General features: G+C 63.3%; 17 protein-coding genes and 1 tRNA gene. 12 read left to right on the forward strand and 6 right to left on the reverse strand.

Annotation, left to right across the window (positions count from 1 at the left end):
• A partial coding sequence (locus tag G404_RS0104165) for a transposase (protein WP_028639974.1) occupies window positions 1-191 on the reverse strand: 191 nt, incomplete at its 3' end.
• Between the two features lie 178 nt (window positions 192-369).
• Here G404_RS0104165 and G404_RS0104170 point away from each other — a divergent pair.
• Complete coding sequence (locus G404_RS0104170; RefSeq protein WP_028639975.1) at window positions 370-2,598, forward strand: NACHT domain-containing protein; 2,229 nt, start codon at window positions 370-372, stop codon at window positions 2,596-2,598.
• A 318-nt stretch (window positions 2,599-2,916) separates the two neighbouring features.
• On the opposite strand, the gene G404_RS0104175 is transcribed toward G404_RS0104170, so the two are convergent.
• Together G404_RS0104175 and G404_RS0104180 are read right to left on the reverse strand one after the other, a co-directional pair.
• Window positions 2,917-4,974 carry a M13 family metallopeptidase gene (locus G404_RS0104175; RefSeq protein WP_028639976.1) on the reverse strand — a complete coding sequence of 686 codons (2,058 nt, stop codon included), beginning with the start codon at window positions 4,972-4,974 and terminating at the stop codon, window positions 2,917-2,919.
• A gap of 55 nt (window positions 4,975-5,029) precedes the next feature.
• Window positions 5,030-5,785, reverse strand: a complete 756-nt coding sequence (locus tag G404_RS0104180) for an enoyl-CoA hydratase/isomerase family protein (RefSeq protein WP_028639977.1) — start codon at window positions 5,783-5,785, stop codon at window positions 5,030-5,032.
• An 87-nt stretch (window positions 5,786-5,872) separates the two neighbouring features.
• Here G404_RS0104180 and G404_RS0104185 point away from each other — a divergent pair, with 87 nt between their 5' ends.
• Window positions 5,873-7,183 carry an APC family permease gene (locus G404_RS0104185; protein ID WP_028639978.1) on the forward strand — a complete coding sequence of 437 codons (1,311 nt, stop codon included), beginning with the start codon at window positions 5,873-5,875 and terminating at the stop codon, window positions 7,181-7,183.
• Window positions 7,184-7,215: 32 nt separating this feature from the next.
• Here the strand turns inward: G404_RS0104185 and G404_RS0104190 are convergent.
• Both G404_RS0104190 and G404_RS0104195 read right to left on the reverse strand, forming a co-directional pair.
• Window positions 7,216-7,291, reverse strand: a tRNA-Ala gene (locus tag G404_RS0104190).
• Window positions 7,292-7,471: 180 nt separating this feature from the next.
• On the reverse strand, window positions 7,472-7,789 hold the full coding sequence (locus tag G404_RS0104195) for an FYDLN acid domain-containing protein (protein WP_028639979.1): 318 nt from the start codon (window positions 7,787-7,789) through the stop codon (window positions 7,472-7,474).
• A 185-nt stretch (window positions 7,790-7,974) separates the two neighbouring features.
• Between G404_RS0104195 and aroA the strand changes: the two genes are divergently transcribed.
• The 10 genes from aroA (at window position 7,975) to G404_RS0104245 (ending at window position 17,073) form a co-directional block, all read left to right on the forward strand.
• A complete protein-coding gene (gene aroA / locus G404_RS0104200) occupies window positions 7,975-9,318 on the forward strand; it encodes a 3-phosphoshikimate 1-carboxyvinyltransferase (protein WP_028639980.1) in 1,344 nt (447 codons plus the stop codon).
• Window positions 9,315-9,938 carry a (d)CMP kinase gene (locus G404_RS0104205; protein ID WP_028639981.1) on the forward strand — a complete coding sequence of 208 codons (624 nt, stop codon included), beginning with the start codon at window positions 9,315-9,317 and terminating at the stop codon, window positions 9,936-9,938. Before aroA ends, G404_RS0104205 begins: the two co-directional genes overlap by 4 nt.
• 126 nt (window positions 9,939-10,064) lie before the next feature.
• Window positions 10,065-10,430, forward strand: a complete 366-nt coding sequence (locus tag G404_RS18010; protein ID WP_051280166.1) for a PilZ domain-containing protein — start codon at window positions 10,065-10,067, stop codon at window positions 10,428-10,430.
• Window positions 10,431-10,574: 144 nt separating this feature from the next.
• The gene (gene rpsF, locus G404_RS0104215) at window positions 10,575-10,937 is read left to right on the forward strand and encodes a 30S ribosomal protein S6 (RefSeq protein WP_028639982.1); all 363 of its coding nucleotides are present in this window, start codon (window positions 10,575-10,577) and stop codon (window positions 10,935-10,937) included.
• Window positions 10,938-10,940: 3 nt separating this feature from the next.
• A complete protein-coding gene (gene rpsR, locus G404_RS0104220) occupies window positions 10,941-11,165 on the forward strand; it encodes a 30S ribosomal protein S18 (protein WP_028639983.1) in 225 nt (74 codons plus the stop codon).
• Between the two features lie 12 nt (window positions 11,166-11,177).
• Window positions 11,178-11,774, forward strand: a complete 597-nt coding sequence (gene rplI, locus G404_RS0104225) for a 50S ribosomal protein L9 (RefSeq protein WP_028639984.1) — start codon at window positions 11,178-11,180, stop codon at window positions 11,772-11,774.
• 121 nt (window positions 11,775-11,895) lie between these two features.
• A complete protein-coding gene (locus G404_RS0104230) occupies window positions 11,896-12,327 on the forward strand; it encodes a VOC family protein (protein ID WP_028639985.1) in 432 nt (143 codons plus the stop codon).
• Window positions 12,328-12,400: 73 nt separating this feature from the next.
• Window positions 12,401-14,206 carry a M2 family metallopeptidase gene (locus tag G404_RS0104235; RefSeq protein WP_028639986.1) on the forward strand — a complete coding sequence of 602 codons (1,806 nt, stop codon included), beginning with the start codon at window positions 12,401-12,403 and terminating at the stop codon, window positions 14,204-14,206.
• A gap of 135 nt (window positions 14,207-14,341) precedes the next feature.
• Complete coding sequence (locus G404_RS0104240; protein WP_028639987.1) at window positions 14,342-15,292, forward strand: aldo/keto reductase; 951 nt, start codon at window positions 14,342-14,344, stop codon at window positions 15,290-15,292.
• A gap of 89 nt (window positions 15,293-15,381) precedes the next feature.
• The gene (locus G404_RS0104245; RefSeq protein WP_156906187.1) at window positions 15,382-17,073 is read left to right on the forward strand and encodes a hypothetical protein; all 1,692 of its coding nucleotides are present in this window, start codon (window positions 15,382-15,384) and stop codon (window positions 17,071-17,073) included.
• Between the two features lie 12 nt (window positions 17,074-17,085).
• Here G404_RS0104245 and G404_RS18015 read toward each other — a convergent pair whose 3' ends face one another.
• The gene (locus G404_RS18015; RefSeq protein ID WP_051280169.1) at window positions 17,086-17,631 is read right to left on the reverse strand and encodes an SOS response-associated peptidase family protein; all 546 of its coding nucleotides are present in this window, start codon (window positions 17,629-17,631) and stop codon (window positions 17,086-17,088) included.
• Window positions 17,632-17,633 lie beyond the last annotated feature (2 nt).

A 17,633-nucleotide genomic window follows, 5' to 3' on the forward strand; every position in this document is an offset into this window, starting at 1 on the left:
CAGTCGCGTTCGCGATAGCCGTTGCGCTGGACAAGCCGGTCGGCGGACTTCTCACCGTGACCAGCGCCTGTCAGCCCGCCAACCTCCATCTCCATCAGCCGACCGGCGGCAAACGAGATCATGTCGCGCAAAATATCCGCGTCGGGGGCCTTCTCGACAAGCGCGCGCAAGTGCATCAGGGAATCGGTCATCGTGGTTCTCCAGGTTAGAGCTTCGCAACCCAAACCTATCCGAAAATCACGGTGACCACCCGCGCTGCTGGCCGGACGCTACAGCGCAATATCGAAAGCGCGCGTCCGGCCAGCAGCGCTACCCTCACAACCTACACCACGTACCGGGACGCGACCCAAATGGCATAGGAATGAGACGATGAAACCGCGCTGGAAGAATTTTGAAGAGCAAGTGCGCGAGATAGCCTCTCTGATCTACGCCAGACCGTGCGAGCCGGGGCGAATCGCGGGGAATGATATTGATGGGATCATCGAAAATGACGGTTTCACGCGGACGTTGCTCGAAATAACGGTTAACTGCACGCTGGAAAAGGTCCGGGCGGATATAAACAAGCTGGTACTTGCAAGGAATTCCCTCTTCGGCAGCGGCATCCTGTCGCGTGCGCTAGTAGTTATCGACAAGGAACCTACCACGGCAATGCTCGAAGGGGGGGCGAGCAACAACGTGATCGTGCTTAATCACAATCAACTTGCGGCCCAATTTATCGAATACGAGCGATACAGGCAATGTCGAACGACTTATCCATTTGGAAGTGCGATTGATCCTGAAACCGGAGAAATAGACGGGACTGAATACGTGCCGGTCAAATATGTCGATACGGCTACGTCCCGGGAGGTTTTGCCAGGGGATATCGCTAGCGAACTTCTTAGCGGTAAGAACGTTGTACTTCTTGGAGAATATGGCAGCGGCAAGAGTCGCTGCGTTTCGCAGGTATTTTCTATCGTCGCTGCAGATTGGGGGCTGACCTTTCAGTTCCCTTTGGCAATCAACTTGCGCGAATGTTGGGGGCTCGAACGCGCGGACGAGGTAATCAGGCGTCACTTTAACAAGCTCGGTTTGGACGACATGGCAGCGTCCGCGGTTCGAGCCTACAATCGCAAAAATATCGTATTCTTGCTCGATGGGTTTGATGAGATCGGCACCCAATCGTGGAGCACGGACGACGCCCGATTGCGCCAGCTAAGAGCCAACGCCCTTGTCGCCGCTAAGGATGCCGCGCAGAATGCAGGGGCTGGCATTCTAGTAACAGGCCGCGAACATTACTTTTCATCCACGAAGGAAATGCTCTCTGCACTGGGTTTGGCGCCGAGCAACACTAGAATACTACGGGTGAATGACGAATTTACGACTGACGAGATGCTTGCGTACTTCCAAGCCGCGCAGATCAGTGTCGCCCTTCCGGAATGGCTTCCTCGCAGGCCGCTGATTTGCCAGACAATCGCGCAGCTTGAAGAGAACGAGCGGGAGGACATGTTCGGTGTTGGTAACAATGAAGCAGGGTTCTGGAACTACTTCATCGATGTGATCTGTAAGCGTGATGCCCGTATCAACGCATCCTTTGATGCAAATACTATCTACGAAGTTTTCGTCACCATTGCTGCGGGGACACGTAACAAGCCGGGTGACGTGGGTCCTATAGACCAAAGGGAGTTGCAGGAGGCTTTTGAAAGTGTTGTGGGCCAGATACCTGTCGAGGAGGCCGCAGTTATGCTTCAACGGCTGCCTTCACTCGGCAGGGTTGCTCCAGATTCCGGGGATCGCCAATTCATCGACTCATACATTCTTGATGGACTGCGGGCGCACCACGTCCACAGGCTGGTCATCGGCGACGAGTCAGGAAAACGCAACGCTAGTTCTGAGAAATGGACCAATCCTCTACAACCGCTTGGTCAGAAGGTCCTCGCTTCTCGGGCAACTCTATCTCCCGGCGGCTACCTGAACTTGGCGAAGATGAGCGCGCAAGCTAAAAATCGCACTCTGGCGGGCGACATCGTTGCAGGACTGATGCGGGTCAACGGAGGAACTGACTTCAACGGATTGGCCCTCACGGATGCAGCTATCTCTGAGTTGGACTTCATCGACGGAACATCTGTAAATCTAACGATCGAGCAATCCACAATTGAATTGGTGGTTGTCCCACAGTCGCCTCCGCACGCCACGTTCCTTCGGTCGAATCTGATTGGAAAGATCCAGGGGGCGTCGTCGGTCTCCGGACTTGGGGAGTGGGTTAGAGACAATGAGATTGAAAATTTTGATTCGGTTAGCACGACCAGCCGCATCCGAGATGCGGGACTTTCGCCTTCCCATGAGGTTCTGGTCACGATTATAAAGAAAACCTTCTTCCAACCAGGTAGCGGCAGAAAAGAAGAGGCGCTTTTACGCGGTTTCGCTGCCGGCGCCTTTGGTAAGGTTGCTCCGAAAGTTCTGAATATACTAGTCACGGCAGGTGTCTTGACCTTCTTTCGTGGCGATGAGGGACGCGTTTATGCGCCGAACAGAAGTGCGGCTGGTAGAATGAAAACAATGCTTGATGAACTGCGGTCCAGCGCTGATCAGATATGGATTGAGGTCGGATTACTCCAATAATCGTCTCTGAATGGTCGGCAGGAACAGGAGTGTGATTTGCAGCCCCGGCAGCGGCTATAATGGCGGATTCGGCCGGACGGCCTGACGTAACCCAACTGTCTGATTTTGGCAGATTGCGACGTTCGCGCTGCCCGAACTGATCGTCGCAAACTGGGTCGACACCTGCCGCTTCCGTTCGGGCGCGACCAATGGCAGCTATCCTCCTCCGAGGGTCCGCAACCGGTCTTTCGAGATTCCTCCATTTCCTGCCGTTCATGGTTGACGCAAGACATACGCAATGCGGACAAGCCCTGCGCGGAATGTGTCCGCGCTGCCCGATCACCACACGTGGACGCGTTTGTCGGGTGGCAGGTACAGTTTGTTGTCGGGTTTCACATCGAACGCGGTGTACCAGGCGTCGACATTGCGCACGACCGCGTTCACCCGCACCATGTCGGGGCTGTGCGGATCGCCCAGCAGCTGTTCGCGCAAGGCCTCGTCACGGATCTTGGCCTGCCAGCTTTGCGCATAGGCCAGGAAGAACCGCTGATCGCCGGTCATGCCGTCAATCGTCTGCGCATCGCCATGGCGCTTCTGATACAGTTTCCACGCGGCATAGGCCGCCTCCAGCCCGCCCAGGTCGGCAAGGTTTTCGCCCAGCGTCAATGCGCCCTTGATATGGACCCCCGGGATCGGTTCGATCGCATCGTATTGCTGGACCAGCGCATCGGTATGGATCTTGAATTTGGCCAGTGTGGCCGGTGTCCACCAGTTCTTCAACCGGCCCTGCCCGTCGAACTGGCGCCCTTCATCGTCAAAGCCATGGCCCATTTCGTGGCCGATGGTGGCGCCGGCGGCGCCATAGTTGACCGCCGGATCGGCATTGGGATCAAAGAACGGCGGCAGCAGTTCCGCCGCCGGAAAGGTGATCTGGTTGGTGGTGGGATTGTAATAGGCGTTCACCGTCTGCGGGTTCATTCCCCACACGCTGCGATCGACCGGCCCGCCATAGCGTTTGACCCGGACGGCCTGCTCGAACCGCGCCGATTCGATCGCATTGGCCACCGGGTCTTCGCGGCCGGGATGAAAATCGGTGTAATCCAGCGGCACTTTGGGCCCGGCCACGCGCGCATCGAACACCGCCAGCTTGGCCAGCGCGGCGCTGCGCGTGGGCGCATCCATCCACGATGCCTGGCCGATCCGTTCGCCATAGGCAGCCTTCAGGTCATCCAGCATTTCACCCATCTGGGCATCGGCCTCTTTCGACCAATGCGTCTTCAGATAGATCTGTCCGACCTCCTGCCCCAGTTCGCGGTTCAACAGATCGACCCCGCGTTTCCAGCGCGGCCGCTGTTCGCTGACGCCCTGGAGCACCCTGCCGTAGAAATCGAAATGCGCGTTGTCGAATGCTGCGGGCATATAGGGCGCCAGATCGCTGATCAGGCGGAACAACAGGTAATCTTTCCACAGCGCGATCGGATCGTGCCCCAGATGGGTGCCGATCGCGCGGATTGCGCTGGGTTCGCCCACGACGACCACTTTCGCCCTGGCCACGCCCATCCGGTCAAGCATGGCATCCCAGGCAATGCCCGGCGCATACGTGGCGAGGCGCGCCACCGCCACCGGGTTATAGGTTGCCACCGGATCGCGCAGCCGTTCGGGCGCCCAGTGTTCCTGGGCCAGCGTCATTTCCAGCGCCATGATCGCGTGGGCGCGATTGGCCGCGTCGGACACCCCGGCCAGCGTGAAGATCTGCGCGATATAATTGACATAGGCCTGGCGTACCGCGTCGTACTTTTCGCCGGTTTCCAGATAATAATCGCGCGCGGGCAGGCCCAGTTGGCCTTGATCGGCCTCGACAACGTAGCGCGTCGGCTCTTTCACATCGGCCTCGATCGACAGGCCGATCGGGTTGGCAAAGCCGGGTTCGGCCATCAGCGCCATCAGTTCGCGGCGGGTTTTTACCGCAGAAATCTTTGCCGCCAGCGGCTGCAACGGGCCAAGCCCACGCGCGGCAATGCCCTTTTCATCCATCCATGCAGTCCACACCGCGGCAATGCGCTGCGCCGCGGGGGTATCGGGGTGGGCCACGGCCTGTTCGGCGATGGCGCGCACATCGTCGGCCACTTTGTCTTCAAGATCATAGTTGTAGCCGATGCGCGTCTTGTCCGCAGGGATCGACGTGTGATCGACCCAGTTGCCCTCCATATAGGCAAAGAAATCATCGCCCGGTGCGATGTCACGATTCATATTGCCCGTGGCCAGGCCCAGGCTGCCATATTGCGGCATGTCCGGATCGGGTGCGCTGTCGGTATCTTGGGCGCTGGCTGCGATCGGCAGCAAGGGCAGAACTGCGCATGCCACGCGGGTGGCGCGCCGGAACCAGGTCGTGGTCATCAAACCTCCGTGGAACAACGCAGCCCGGCGGTGGGGGGACGGGACGCGTGTTGTGTCAACGCGCGCCATAGCACGGGGGCCGCCGTTCGCGAAAGGCAGCCAGCCCTTCGCGGAAATCCGGCCCGGCAAACGCGCTGTCAAAGGCGGCATCAAGCGCCGGATCATGGCCGCGCGGGGCATGCGCCACGCCTCGCTTGAGCGCGGCCAGACTTGCAGGCGATTGCGCCGCCATCACCAGCGCCAGTTCGGTCGTGCAGCCGGCCGCGTCGTCGGATGCAATTTCGACCAGCCCGATTCGCGCCGCCTCTGCCGCATCGATCCGTGCGGCTGCAAACAGCAGCCGCGCCGCTTGCCCGGGCCCGACCAGCGCCACCAGCCGGGCAATGTCCTCCTGCGGATAGGTAATGCCCAGTTTGGCAGGCGTGATCGCAAAGACCGCGCGCGGGCCCGCCACGCGCACATCGGCGGCCAGCGCCAGCGCCACCCCGGCGCCAAAGCAATCGCCATCGATTGCGGCAATGACCGGCATCGGCAGGTGCGACAGCGGTTCCAGCGCATTGCGCATCGCCATGCGAAACGGCGCGCGCGCCGCAGCATCGTCGGCCAGCAGGGCAATTTCGCGCAAGTCCGATCCCGAACAGAACATGCCGGCGCCGCTTGCGCGCAGGACCACCACACGCGGGCACGCAGCGCCCACTGCCGACACCGATCGCGCCAGCGCGTGCCATCCGGCCAGCGACAGCGCATTGCGCGTAGGCTGCGAATCGAGCGTGATCGTGGCGATGCCATCGGATATTTCGTGCGTGATCATGCCCCGGCCTTATCGCTGCGGCGCCAGCCCAACAACAAAAACGGCCCTGCCGCTGGACGAAGCCGCTTCAGGCGGTATCCCGGGGCGATGGACCATGCGCCCCCTGCCCCGCGCCCGCACCTGGCGCTTGCCCCGGCCATGTTGGTCGCGCTGGGCATGATCATGTCGACCGACGTGCTCAAGACCGCGCCGACCGTGGCGCAAAACGTTGCGCCTGGCCTGTTCGTGTGGCTGTGGATCGGCGGGGGCCTGGTCTCGCTGGTCGGCGCACTGTGCTATGTCGAGATGGCCTGCGCCTTTCCCGATGCGGGCGGGGAATACAGTTTTCTGTCGCGCGCCTGGGGGCCACGGGTGGGAGCGCTTTATGCGTGGTCGCGGTTTGCGGTGCTGCACACCGGATGGATCGCGTTGATGGCGCACCTGCTGGCCGACTATGCCAGCGCGCTGGTGCCGATGGATGCAGCGATGCGCACCGTGTTTGCGCTGATGGTGGTGGCACTGCTGGCGCTGATCAACTGTGCCCACGTGCGGATCGGATTTTTGACCCAGGCGCTGATGGTGGCGCTGGTCGCGCTGGGCTTTGCTGCGGTGATTGCCGCAGGCTTTGTCGCCGCACCCGCGCACGCGCAAACCTTGGCAATTCCGGCGGGCGATCGCCAGATCGGCGTCGCGCTGATCTATGTGTTCCTGGCCTTTGGCGGATGGAGCGATATTGCCACGCTGTCGGCAGAGCTTCGGGGCGGGCCGCGCGGCATGGCGATCGTCACCGTGGGGGCGATCGTGTTGTTGATGGCGCTGTACATCGCGCTTAACCAGGGCATGGCGCAGGGGCTGGGCCTGGGCGCACTGGCGCGCAGCACTGCGCCGGGCGCCGATGTTGCGCGCGCCGCGTTCGGTCCGGCGGGCGCGGTGCTGGTGGTGCTGGTGGTGGTCATATCGGCGGTGGCGAGCATCAATTCGACGCTGATCGTTGGTGCTCGGATCACCTGGGCCGCAGCACAAACGATCCCGGTGCTGCACCCGATCGGCCAGTGGCATGCCGGACGCGGCACGCCGGTTGCGGCCGTGATCGCGGTTGCGGGGTTTTCAGGCGTGCTGACCGTGCTGGCGGGCATGACCGGCAACGGTTTCGGCGCGATGGTCGATTACATGTCGCCGGTCTACTGGGTGTTCATCCTGCTGGGGATGGGCGCAGCTGTCCGGCTGCGCCGGGGTGCTGCCGGGCATCGCTTTCCCGTGCGCACACCGCTGTTTCCGCTGTTCCCGGTTGTCTTTGGCGGGGTTGCGCTGATCATGCTGTGGTGGTCGCTGACCGAGCTTGGCCGCGGCGCGCTGGTCGGTGCCGGCGTGATGGCGCTGGGCCTGGTGCTTGAACGGCTGGCCGGTCGCAGCACCTGATATTGCAGGCTGTTTCGGGATGATCGGGAAACTGGTGGAGCCAAGCGGGATCGAACCGCTGACCTCTACAATGCCATTGTAGCGCTCTCCCAGCTGAGCTATGGCCCCACACGTTTCGCCGAAGCGCTTCCCGTTTTTCCGGCACCCTGGGGGGTGGCGGCGGCAGCTTCCTGCCGGGAGCCGGGCCTTTAAGGTAGACCCGGCAGACTGACAAGACCAAAAATCATGTCGGCCCGATTTTTACCGCCCGCCCCGGACCCGTGCGGGCCGGGGCGAAGCAGTGCCGGATCAGACTTCTTCGTCTTCGCCGTCGTGACCGGGCACGCCCAGATCGTCATCACCGCCAAGATCGACATCGTTGTCAGGCGAATCGCCGTCTTCGTCGATATCGAGATCTTCATCGGCCAGATCGACATCAGCCACCACGTCGACCTTTTCCTTCTGAATTTCTTCATAGGGAATCGGCTGCTTCGACTTCAGCACCGGGTCCGGATGCCAGGAATAACGGCATTCGATGCACGTTACCGGGTCACCATTGCCCATATCGTAAAAGCGGGTGCCGCACTTCGGACAGCTGTGCTTGGCGCCCCATTCCGGCTTGACCATGAAATTTCCTCAAGTCCTGTCGGCGGTGGACCGTTCCAGCGCCGACTATCAACAGGTTGGCCATGGCCGACCGCTGGCAAGCAGGTCAAGCCCCATGGCACGAGGGGCGCGCCTTGCCATAGCCATGCGTCGCTGTCAAAAGCCGCGTGATTTTCCCCCCTTCCCGATCCTGAAAGGTCGTGTTCGTGTCCGCTTCTTCCGCCCCCGCCCAGCCCCGCCGGTTTGCTGCCCAAGGGCCACTGACCGGCCGCATCCGCGTACCGGGGGACAAATCGATCAGCCACCGGTCGATCATGCTGGGCGCGCTGGCAGTGGGCGAAACGCGCGTCACCGGCCTGCTTGAGGGCGAAGATGTGCTGTCCACCGCTGCGGCAATGCGCGCCATGGGCGCCGTGATCGAGCGGCAGGCCAATGGCGACTGGCTGGTCGCCGGGGTGGGCGTGGGCGGATTGCTGCAACCGGCCGGCGCGCTCGACATGGGCAATTCCGGCACCTCGACCCGGCTTTTGCTGGGGCTGGTTGCCAGCCATGCGATCACGGCCTGCTTCACCGGCGACGCCAGCCTGTCGAAACGTCCGATGGGCCGGGTGATTGCGCCGCTTGGGCAGATCGGCGCCGCATTCACCGCCTATCCCGGCGGACGCCTGCCGCTGATCGTGCATGGTGCCGATACCCCGGTGCCGATCACCTATCGCCTGCCGGTCGCTTCGGCTCAGGTCAAAAGCGCGGTGCTGCTGGCCGGGCTGAACACGCCGGGCGTGACCACGGTAATCGAACCGATTCCGACCCGCGACCATTCCGAACGCATGTTGCGCGGATTTGGCGCCGATCTGCGCGTGGAAACCGACGACGACGGCGCGCGCGTGATCCGGCTGACCGGGCAGCCCGAATTGCGCCCACAGACGATCACCGTGCCCGGCGATCCGTCGTCGGCCGCGTTTTTCGTGGTGGCAGCACTGATCGTGCCGGGGTCTGACCTGATCGTCGAAAACGTCGGACTGAACCCGACGCGCGCGGCATTGTTCGACGTACTGCGCCTGATGGGGGGACACATAGACGCCTTGAACCTGCGCGAAGTTGGCGGCGAACCCGTGGCCGATCTGCACGTGCGCGCCAGCACGCTGCATGGCATCACGGTCGATCCCGCAGTCGTGCCGGCGATGGTCGATGAATTTCCGGTGCTGTTCGTTGCCGCAGCGCTTGCCCGGGGACGCACAGTGACGAGCGGGCTTGATGAATTGCGCGTCAAGGAATCGGACCGGATTGCCGCCATGCGCGCCGCGCTGGAACTGGCAGGCGCAACGGTGACAGAAACCGACGATGGCCTGATCATCGACGGCACCGGTGGAACGCTGCTGCCCGGCACCGGCGCCGACACCATCGCCACGCATCTCGACCACCGCATTGCCATGGCGATGGCGGTGGCGGGCCTGGCCAGCGAACGCGGCGTGACAGTGGACGACACCCGGCCCATCGCCACCAGCTTTCCGATGTTTGAACGCCTGCTGGCAGAAACGGGCGCGGCATGATCATCGCGGTCGACGGCCCGACAGCTTCGGGCAAGGGCACGATCGCGCGCGCGCTGGCACGCCATTTCGGCCTGCCGCACCTTGATACCGGTTTGTTGTACCGCGCCGTGGGCTGGCAAGTGGCCGCATCGGGCGGGGATCCCGACCAGGTCGCCGACGCATTGGCGGCAACCACGTTTCCCGATCGTCTGCTGGCCGATCCCGCGCTGCGCAGCGAAGCCACCGGCGCGCTGGCCAGCCGCGTATCGATCCATCCCGAGGTGCGCGCGGCGCTGATGCAGCGCCAGCGCGATTTTGCCGCACAACCGGGCGGCGCGGTGCTCGACGGGCGCGATATCGCCACGGTGATCGCACCCCACGCCGATGCCAAGCTGTTCATCACTGCCAGTGTCGCATCGCGCGCGCTGCGGCGTTATATCGAAATGCGCAAAGCAGGCGAAGATGTCAGCCGCGAAAGCATCGAGGCCGATCTGGCCGCGCGCGACGCCCGCGACACCGCGCGCAGCGCCGCCCCCTTGCGCCAGGCCGAAGGCGCCGCCTTGCTCGACACATCGGCCCTGCCGCCCGAGGTCGCCATTGCCGCGGCCATCGCCCTGGTCGAAAAGCAGACCGCGCGATAAGGGTTAACACACGCAATAACCCTGATCCGGTGCATGCCGGACTGAAACCCTGACGCGCCTAGTCGTCCTTACATGGTGTGGTAAATGGCGGCCGTCCGCCTTGCCAATCAAGGGGGGTCGATTGCCATGGAACATGCCACCGATCAGTTTGCGACCAAGCGCCGCGCGCCGCGGGTGGGCTTTGAGCTGCTGGTGCGCTGCAAGCAGGGGCTGGTTCGGTCAACGGTCATGCTTAAGGACATGACCCGTTTTGGCGCGCGTGTCGAAGGGCTGGACAAACCGCACGAAGGCGAAGCCATCAGCCTGATGCTGCCCGATCAACCGCCGCGGATGGCGTTTGTAATGTGGACCCGTGGTGGCGCGGCAGGTCTGGAATTCGGCGATCCTTTGCCTGGCGATGCGTTTGATGCGATCATCCGCGATTATGCGATCGGGCTGCAACAACCCCACGCCTTGCCATCGCCCCTGCCCCAGTCGCTTGTGGCGGCCTAATTGTCTTGCATTCACTGCCGTAGTCGCTAAGGGCCACCGCTTCGCCGGGCCATCGGGGCTTGACGGAATCGAAGAAAGCCGGAGGGGCCCCGCAATCCCGCGGATCAGCCAGCGATCGGTTATAGTGATAAGGACGCATGATACATGCCGCTTTACGAGCATGTCTTCCTTGCGCGTCAGGATCTGAGCCAGGCTCAGGTCGACGCGCTTGCCACCACCGCCACCGAAATCGTGGAAGCCAACCAGGGCAAGATCACCAAGGTCGAAACCTGGGGCCTGCGTTCGTTGGCCTACAAGATCCAGAAGAACCGCAAGGCGCACTTTGTGCTGCTGAACATCGATGCCCCTGCGGGCGTCGTTGCGGAACTGGAACGCCAGACCGCGATCAACGAAGACGTGATCCGTTTCCTGACCGTCCGCGTGGACGAACTGGAAGCCGGCCCGTCGGTGATGATGCGCAAGAACGACCGCGAACGCACGCGTCGTCGCGAACGCGAAGGGGAATAATCCATGGCCCGTCCGTTTTTCCGCCGCCGCAAGAGCTGCCCGTTCTCGGGCAAGAACGCTCCCAAGATCGACTTCAAGGACGTGCGCCTGTTGCAGGGCTTCATGTCTGAACGAGGCAAGATCGTGCCCAGCCGCATCACCGCGGTTTCGGCAAAGAAGCAGCGCGAGCTGGGCCAGGCGATCAAGCGCGCCCGGCACGTCGGCCTGCTGCCGTACATCGTCAAGTAAGGAGCGCACACAATGCAGATCATCCTGCTCGAGCGCATCGAAAAGCTGGGCACCATTGGCGACGAAGTCACCGTCAAGGACGGCTACGCGCGCAATTTCCTGTTGCCCAACAAGAAGGCGCTGCGCGCCAACGACGCCAACCGCAAGATCTTTGAATCCAACCGCGCCCGGATCGAAGCCGAAAACGCCGCACGTCGTGAAGACGCCAAGGGCGAAGCCGGCAACGTTGAAGGCAAGGAAGTCGTGCTGATCCGCGCGGCATCGAACGCCGGCCAGCTGTATGGTTCGGTTTCGGTGCGCGATATCGCCGACGGCCTGATCGCCCAGGGTTGCAAGGTAACCAAGGGCATGATCGTGCTGGAACGCCCGATCAAGACCATCGGCGTGTTCGATGTGCGCGTTTCGCTGCACCCCGAAGTCGCCGTTACGGTCAAGGCCAACGTCGCGCGCTCAGCCGACGAAGCCGAACTTCAGTCGAAGGGCGTCGATGTGATCGACGCCATGTTCGACACCGAAGTCGGCGGCTTTACCGAAGCCTATGACCCCAATGCCGAACCGGGCGAAATCCCGGCGGACCTGCTCGATGAAGCAGGCACCGCCGAAGCCTGATCGCTTCGGTTACGGTTTGCAAAAAGGGCGCTTCCGCAAGGAGGCGCCCTTTTTCGTGCCGATCGCCTCTGTCACCGGCCGGCGCGGCGCGTTATGGCGCGGGCCGCAAAGGAGCCTGCCGATGACACTGCGTCCATTCCACCTTGCCTTTCCGGTGCACGATCTGGACGCCGCGCGCGCGTTCTGGGGCGGGGTGATGGGGTGCCCCGAAGGGCGCAGCAGCGACGAATGGATCGATTTCGATTTTTTTGGCCACCAGATCGTGGCGCATCGCGTGCCCGGCATGCCGCAACGCGCGGATCATGACAGCGGCGCCAATGCGGTGGACGGGCACGACGTGCCGGTCCCGCATTTCGGGATCGTGCTGACCATGGCCGACTGGCAGACGCTGGCCGACCGGCTGATGGCCGCTGGCACCCGCTTTGTCATTGCGCCTTATGTGCGTTTCAAAGGCCAGCCGGGCGAACAGGCAACGATGTTCTTTCGCGATCCTTCGGGCAATGCGATCGAGATGAAGGCGTTTGAGGATCTGGGGCAATTGTTCGCCAGATAGGCACACGCGACGCTTGACCCACGGCCCGACCGGGGCCAGCATTTGGCCAAATTTCGCCGGAGAGGTCCCGATCATGCGTGCATTCGTTTCTTTGCTGGCCCTTGGCGCCGCGCTTGCAGCACCTTGCGCCCAGGCGCAGTCAACGCCCGCCGGCGTGACCGACTGGATCAGGACGACCGACAAGGCGCTGGCCGAGCAGACCGTGGCCTCGGGCCACGCCGAATGGGTTTACGAGACCTATATCAACGAAGACACCGAAGTGATCTCGGCCAGCGCGGGCGCGGCGATGACCCGGATGCAGGTGGCCAATGCGGGTCGCGCGGCGCAGCTGGCCAAAGTCCCCGGGCTGTCGCCTGAAACATTGCGCCAGCTGACCATGCTGCGCACCGCGATCACGTCGCCCGCACCGTCAAGCCCCGGAGCGGCCGAGGAATTCGCCACCCTGCAGGCGCATATCCAGGGCCTTTACGGCAAAGGCCATGGCACGCTTGACGGCCAGCCGATCAACGGCAGCGATATCGAGGCGGCAATGGGCACCAACCGCAACCCCGACCAGCTGAAGGAAATGTGGACCACCTGGCACGACAGCGTCGGCGCGCCGATGAAAGCCGATTACGTGAAGATGGTCGACATTTCCAACGCCGGCGCGCGCGAACTGGGCTTTGCCGACACCGGCGCGCTGTGGCGGGCCAATTACGACATGGATGCCGATGCCTTTGCCGCGATGACCGACACGCTGTGGTCCGAGGTCAAGCCGCTGTACCAGCAATTGCACTGCTATGTGCGGATGAAGCTGCACGACAGATACGGTGATGCGGTGCAGGGCAAGACCGGCCCGATCCGCGCCGATCTGCTGGGCAATATGTGGGCGCAGGAATGGGGCAACATCTATGACATCGCCGCGCCGCAGGGTTCAGGCGACATCGGTTATGACACCGGGGCGCTGTTGCGTGCCAAAGGCTATGACCCGGTGAAAATGCTGCGCGCGGGCGAAGGGTTCTATTCGTCGCTGGGATTTGCCCCCCTGCCCGCCACTTTCTGGGCCCGGTCGCAGATCACCAAGCCGCGCGACCGCGAAGTGGTGTGCCATGCATCGGCCTGGGATATCGACAACAAGGACGATCTGCGCGTCAAAATGTGCATCAAGGTCAACGACACCGACTTTGTGACGATCCACCACGAGCTGGGGCACAACTATTACCAGCGCGCCTACAACACCCAGCCGCTGCGTATCTATATGGAGGGCGCCAACGACGGGTTTCACGAAGCCATCGGCGACACCATGGCGCTGTCGATCACGCCCGAATACCTGGTGCAGATCGGCCTGCTCGATCGCGCAGCGGTGCCCGGGCCCGACAAGGACATCGGGCTGTTGCTGCGCCAGGCCATGGACAAAGTGGCGTTCCTGCCGTTCGGCCTGTTGATCGACAAGTGGCGTTGGCAGGTGTTTTCGGGCCAGATCAAGCCCGCCGACTATGAAACCGCGTGGAACCGCATGCGCCTGCAATACCAGGGCGTGGTACCCCCGGGCGCCCGGCCCGACGATGCCTTTGACCCCGGCGCCAAGTACCATGTGCCCGCGGTGGTGCCTTATACGCGTTATTTCCTGGCGCGGATCCTGCAATTCCAGTTCTATCAGGCGGCCTGCCAGACCGCCGGCTGGACCGGGCCGCTGCACCGGTGCAGTTTTTACGGCAACAAGGCGGTGGGTGCAAAGCTGAACACGATGCTGGCGATGGGCGCGTCGAAACCCTGGCCCGACGCGCTTGAAGTGTTCACCGGGTCGCGCCAGATGAGCGGCAAGGCGATGCTGGCCTATTTCGCGCCGCTGTCGGCCTGGCTGAAACAGCAGACCAGGGCACAATCCTGCGGCTGGTAGCGGTCCCGCCCACAGGCCTGTAGCAGCTGTCATGAATTTGTAGGCGAAGCATACAAAACGCCTTTGCGGCCGAGGGTGCTTATCCGCTATCGGAACGGGGTTTCGAGGCGGACCGGCCTTTCGTGGGAGAATGACATGACGCAACTGCGCCGCATCGGGCAATCGGATCTGACCACTGTCCCGCTGATCCTGGGGGGCAACGTGTTCGGGTGGACCGCCGACGCAGCCGCGAGCTTTGCCGTGCTCGACGCCTTTGTCGCGGGCGGCGGTACGGTGATCGACACCGCCGATGTCTATTCGGCCTGGATTGCGGGCAACCAGGGCGGCGAATCCGAAACCGTGATCGGTGCGTGGCTGCGCGGGCGGGGGCGGCGCGACGATGTGGTGATCACCACCAAGGTCGGCATGCTGCCGATCGGCGAAGGCAAAGGCCTGCAACCCGCGCACATCACCGCTGCGGTCGAGGCATCGCTGCTGCGGCTGGGCACCGATTACATCGACCTGTATCTGGCGCACCAGGACGATGACACGCAAAGCCAGGACGCGGTGGCCGAAGCGTTCGGCGCGCTGGTTCAGGCCGGCAAAGTGCGCGTGATCGGCGCGTCCAATTTCAGCGCAGAACGGCTGGACAGCGCGATCCGCGCGCAAGACGCACGCGGTGTCGCGCGTTATCAGGTGCTGCAGAACGAATACAACCTGATGGAACGCACCGGGTATGAAGGCGCAGTGCAGGATACCTGCATTGCGCACGGCATCGGCATGACCCCGTGGTTTGCGCTGGCCTGCGGTTACCTGACCGGCAAATACCGCACGCCCGCCGACGTCAAAGGCCCCCGCGCCTATCGCGTGGGCAAATTTGTCGAAGGGCACGGGCCCCAAGTGCTGGCGGCTCTCGACACCGTGGCCGACGCGCACCGGGCGACGCCGGCGCAAGTGTCGCTGGCGTGGCTGGCCGCGCAGCCCGGCATTGCCGCGCCGATTGCCAGCGCGACCAGCGTGGCCCAGGTGGAAGATCTGCTGGGATCGATCGATCTGACGCTGACGCCTGAAGATCTTGCCCTGCTCGATGGCGCCAGCCGCACCTGACCGCCGGGCGGCGCCTCTTGCGCAGCCCCCGATGCACTGCCACAACGCCCCGGCCACCCAGTGGTCGGGGCAAAAGTCATGAGGTCGGCGTGAGCTACGAATACTCCAGCAGCAGTCAGAACTTCACGTTCCCGAACCCGTTGCGCGAACACAATCTGTTTGTCGGCGCCGCAGCAGCGGTGGCCGGGCTGACCGGCTTTGTCCTGCTGTTTCAGGCGCGCAGCGCGCTGCACACCGGTGCCCACCTGCAGGCGCTGGCCGTGGCACTGGTGGCGTTCGTGCTGATATCGGTCGGCGGCACTCTGCTGTTTCAGGTGTTCAGCCAGCTGCGGTTTTTCTTCGGGCGCGGGCGGCCGCACGGGCTGGCCCCGCAATTGCAGCCCGACCAGACCGGCACGAGCACGGTTGCCGACAGCTATATCAAGGAAACACTGCGCCAGCAGGCGCTGGACTATCCCGAACCGGGCGATCCGCTGTCGGGCCTGCTGTATTACCTGGTGCCCGATCTGATCTATTCGCCGCGCCCGGTGCGTGCCTTTGCCGAACGGCAGTTCCAGGCGGGCATCCTGACGCTGGCGCTGCTTGGCGGGCTGCTGGTTTCGGCGGTCCTGGGCAGCGGCAACGGCGATGGCCGCGTGTCGGGTTGGGTGGCGATCATCCTGTTCGTGATTTCGGCGCCCAGCCTGCTTAACCCCAGGGCCGGCGCGCGCGGCCAGCCGGGGATTTCCGCCCTGTCAGTGCCGATGATGGCGGGCCTGATCGCGTTTTCGGTGCTGGGTCCGGTGGCCATCGCGCTGGTCGGCAATGCCCTGCCCCCGTCACCGTTCGGCATCGGCACGACCACGCTGCTGCTGCTGCTGGTGCTGGCGGGCGTCTTGCACGCGCTGTTTTTTGCCGCGGTGATGCGCCACCAGATGAAGGCGCCTTCGACCAATGTATCGATGGTGCAGGACACGTGGAACATCTCGGTCAACCCGTCGATGATTTCCGACGAATTCATGCGCGCGATGCAGGACGCCTGGTGGGAAAAGATCCCCAACCGGCGCTATTGCCGGATCGATCCGGCGGTAAACCTGCAACAGCGTTCGGGCACGTTTCACGGCAGCATTGTCGAAGAGACACAGCCCGTGCCCTTCACGCTCGACGGCGCGGGCGGCGATCGACCGTTTTCTTCGGGCAATCCCGCAATCATCACCGCGATCAACGGCTATGCGCTGGCGCTGACGCTGGTGGCGTCGATTGCCAGCTATATGCTGGTGGGCGCACTGACCGCTGGCGGCGCGGGGATCGGGTCGCTGGCGGCCTGCACGCTGTTTGTCTGGGCGCTGGCCAAGGCGGCCTTTGACGTGGCGCGGTTCCTGACGCTGCGGTTCGATTTCCGGTCCAACGTGATCTGGATGGACATGAACGGCGCCTATGCCGCGGCTGAAGTCGCCCAAGGCAATCGCTATACCTCGAACCTGCATTCCAGCAGCCAGGTCGTGCAGGTGGAAGGCATGACATTCCGCCTGTGGATGGCCGAAGTGCATTCGGTGGCGTTCGGCAAGGACGGGCAACGCTTCATCGTGTCGATGATGGGCAAACCCGACGAGGCTGCGGGCCTGGCCAAGCGGCTCAAGGATTTCATCACCAGCCAGGCGGTGATGGTTTCGGTTGGCAGCAGCGGCGATCAGGAACGCGCCGCGCGTGCGGGCATGATGAATGCACAACTGAATTTCGGCAACGTGGCGCAACCGTTCGACCGCATTCCAGGGCGGCCCGAGCCGGACCAGGACCGGTAGCGCTGCATTCGCCTATGACGGCACCAGATCGAGCGGCGAATGGCCCAGCGTCACCAGCCGTTGCGCGCGTTTCCAGTCACCGCACAGCCATTCGTGCCAGTGTTCGCGCGGCAGGATCAACGGCAGGCTGACGATGCCGCCCAGCGATCCTTCGGTGGTGACGATGGCAAAGCTTGGAATTTCGCTGTCGCGCCAGATCCCGGCAAAGGCGATAATCGGGTGGCCCGGCACGCCCAGCCATTGCGCGCGCGTCCCGCGCGTGGCGCAAAACGAGGTGGCCGGGACCAGACAGCGGAATTCGGTATGCCGCAACGTGCCGATCCAGAACGGGCTTTCCAGGTTGCGCACATGCGTCACGGCATGGGTCCCGCGCGGCGGTGGCGGCACGCCCCACAGCCGCGGGATCAGATAGCGCGCGCGGTCTTTGCCACGGATCACCACCGGGGCAAAACTGCCGGGGATCACGCTGCCGCGTTGCCACACGTCCCTGCCCGGATCGGCGCCGAGCGCTGCACCGATCACCTGCGCCGGCGCATCGAGGCGATAGGGATGCACCATCG

Origin of the sequence: Novosphingobium acidiphilum DSM 19966, from assembly GCF_000429005.1 — a bacterium.
Classification (GTDB): Bacteria; Pseudomonadota; Alphaproteobacteria; order Sphingomonadales; family Sphingomonadaceae; genus Novosphingobium; species Novosphingobium acidiphilum.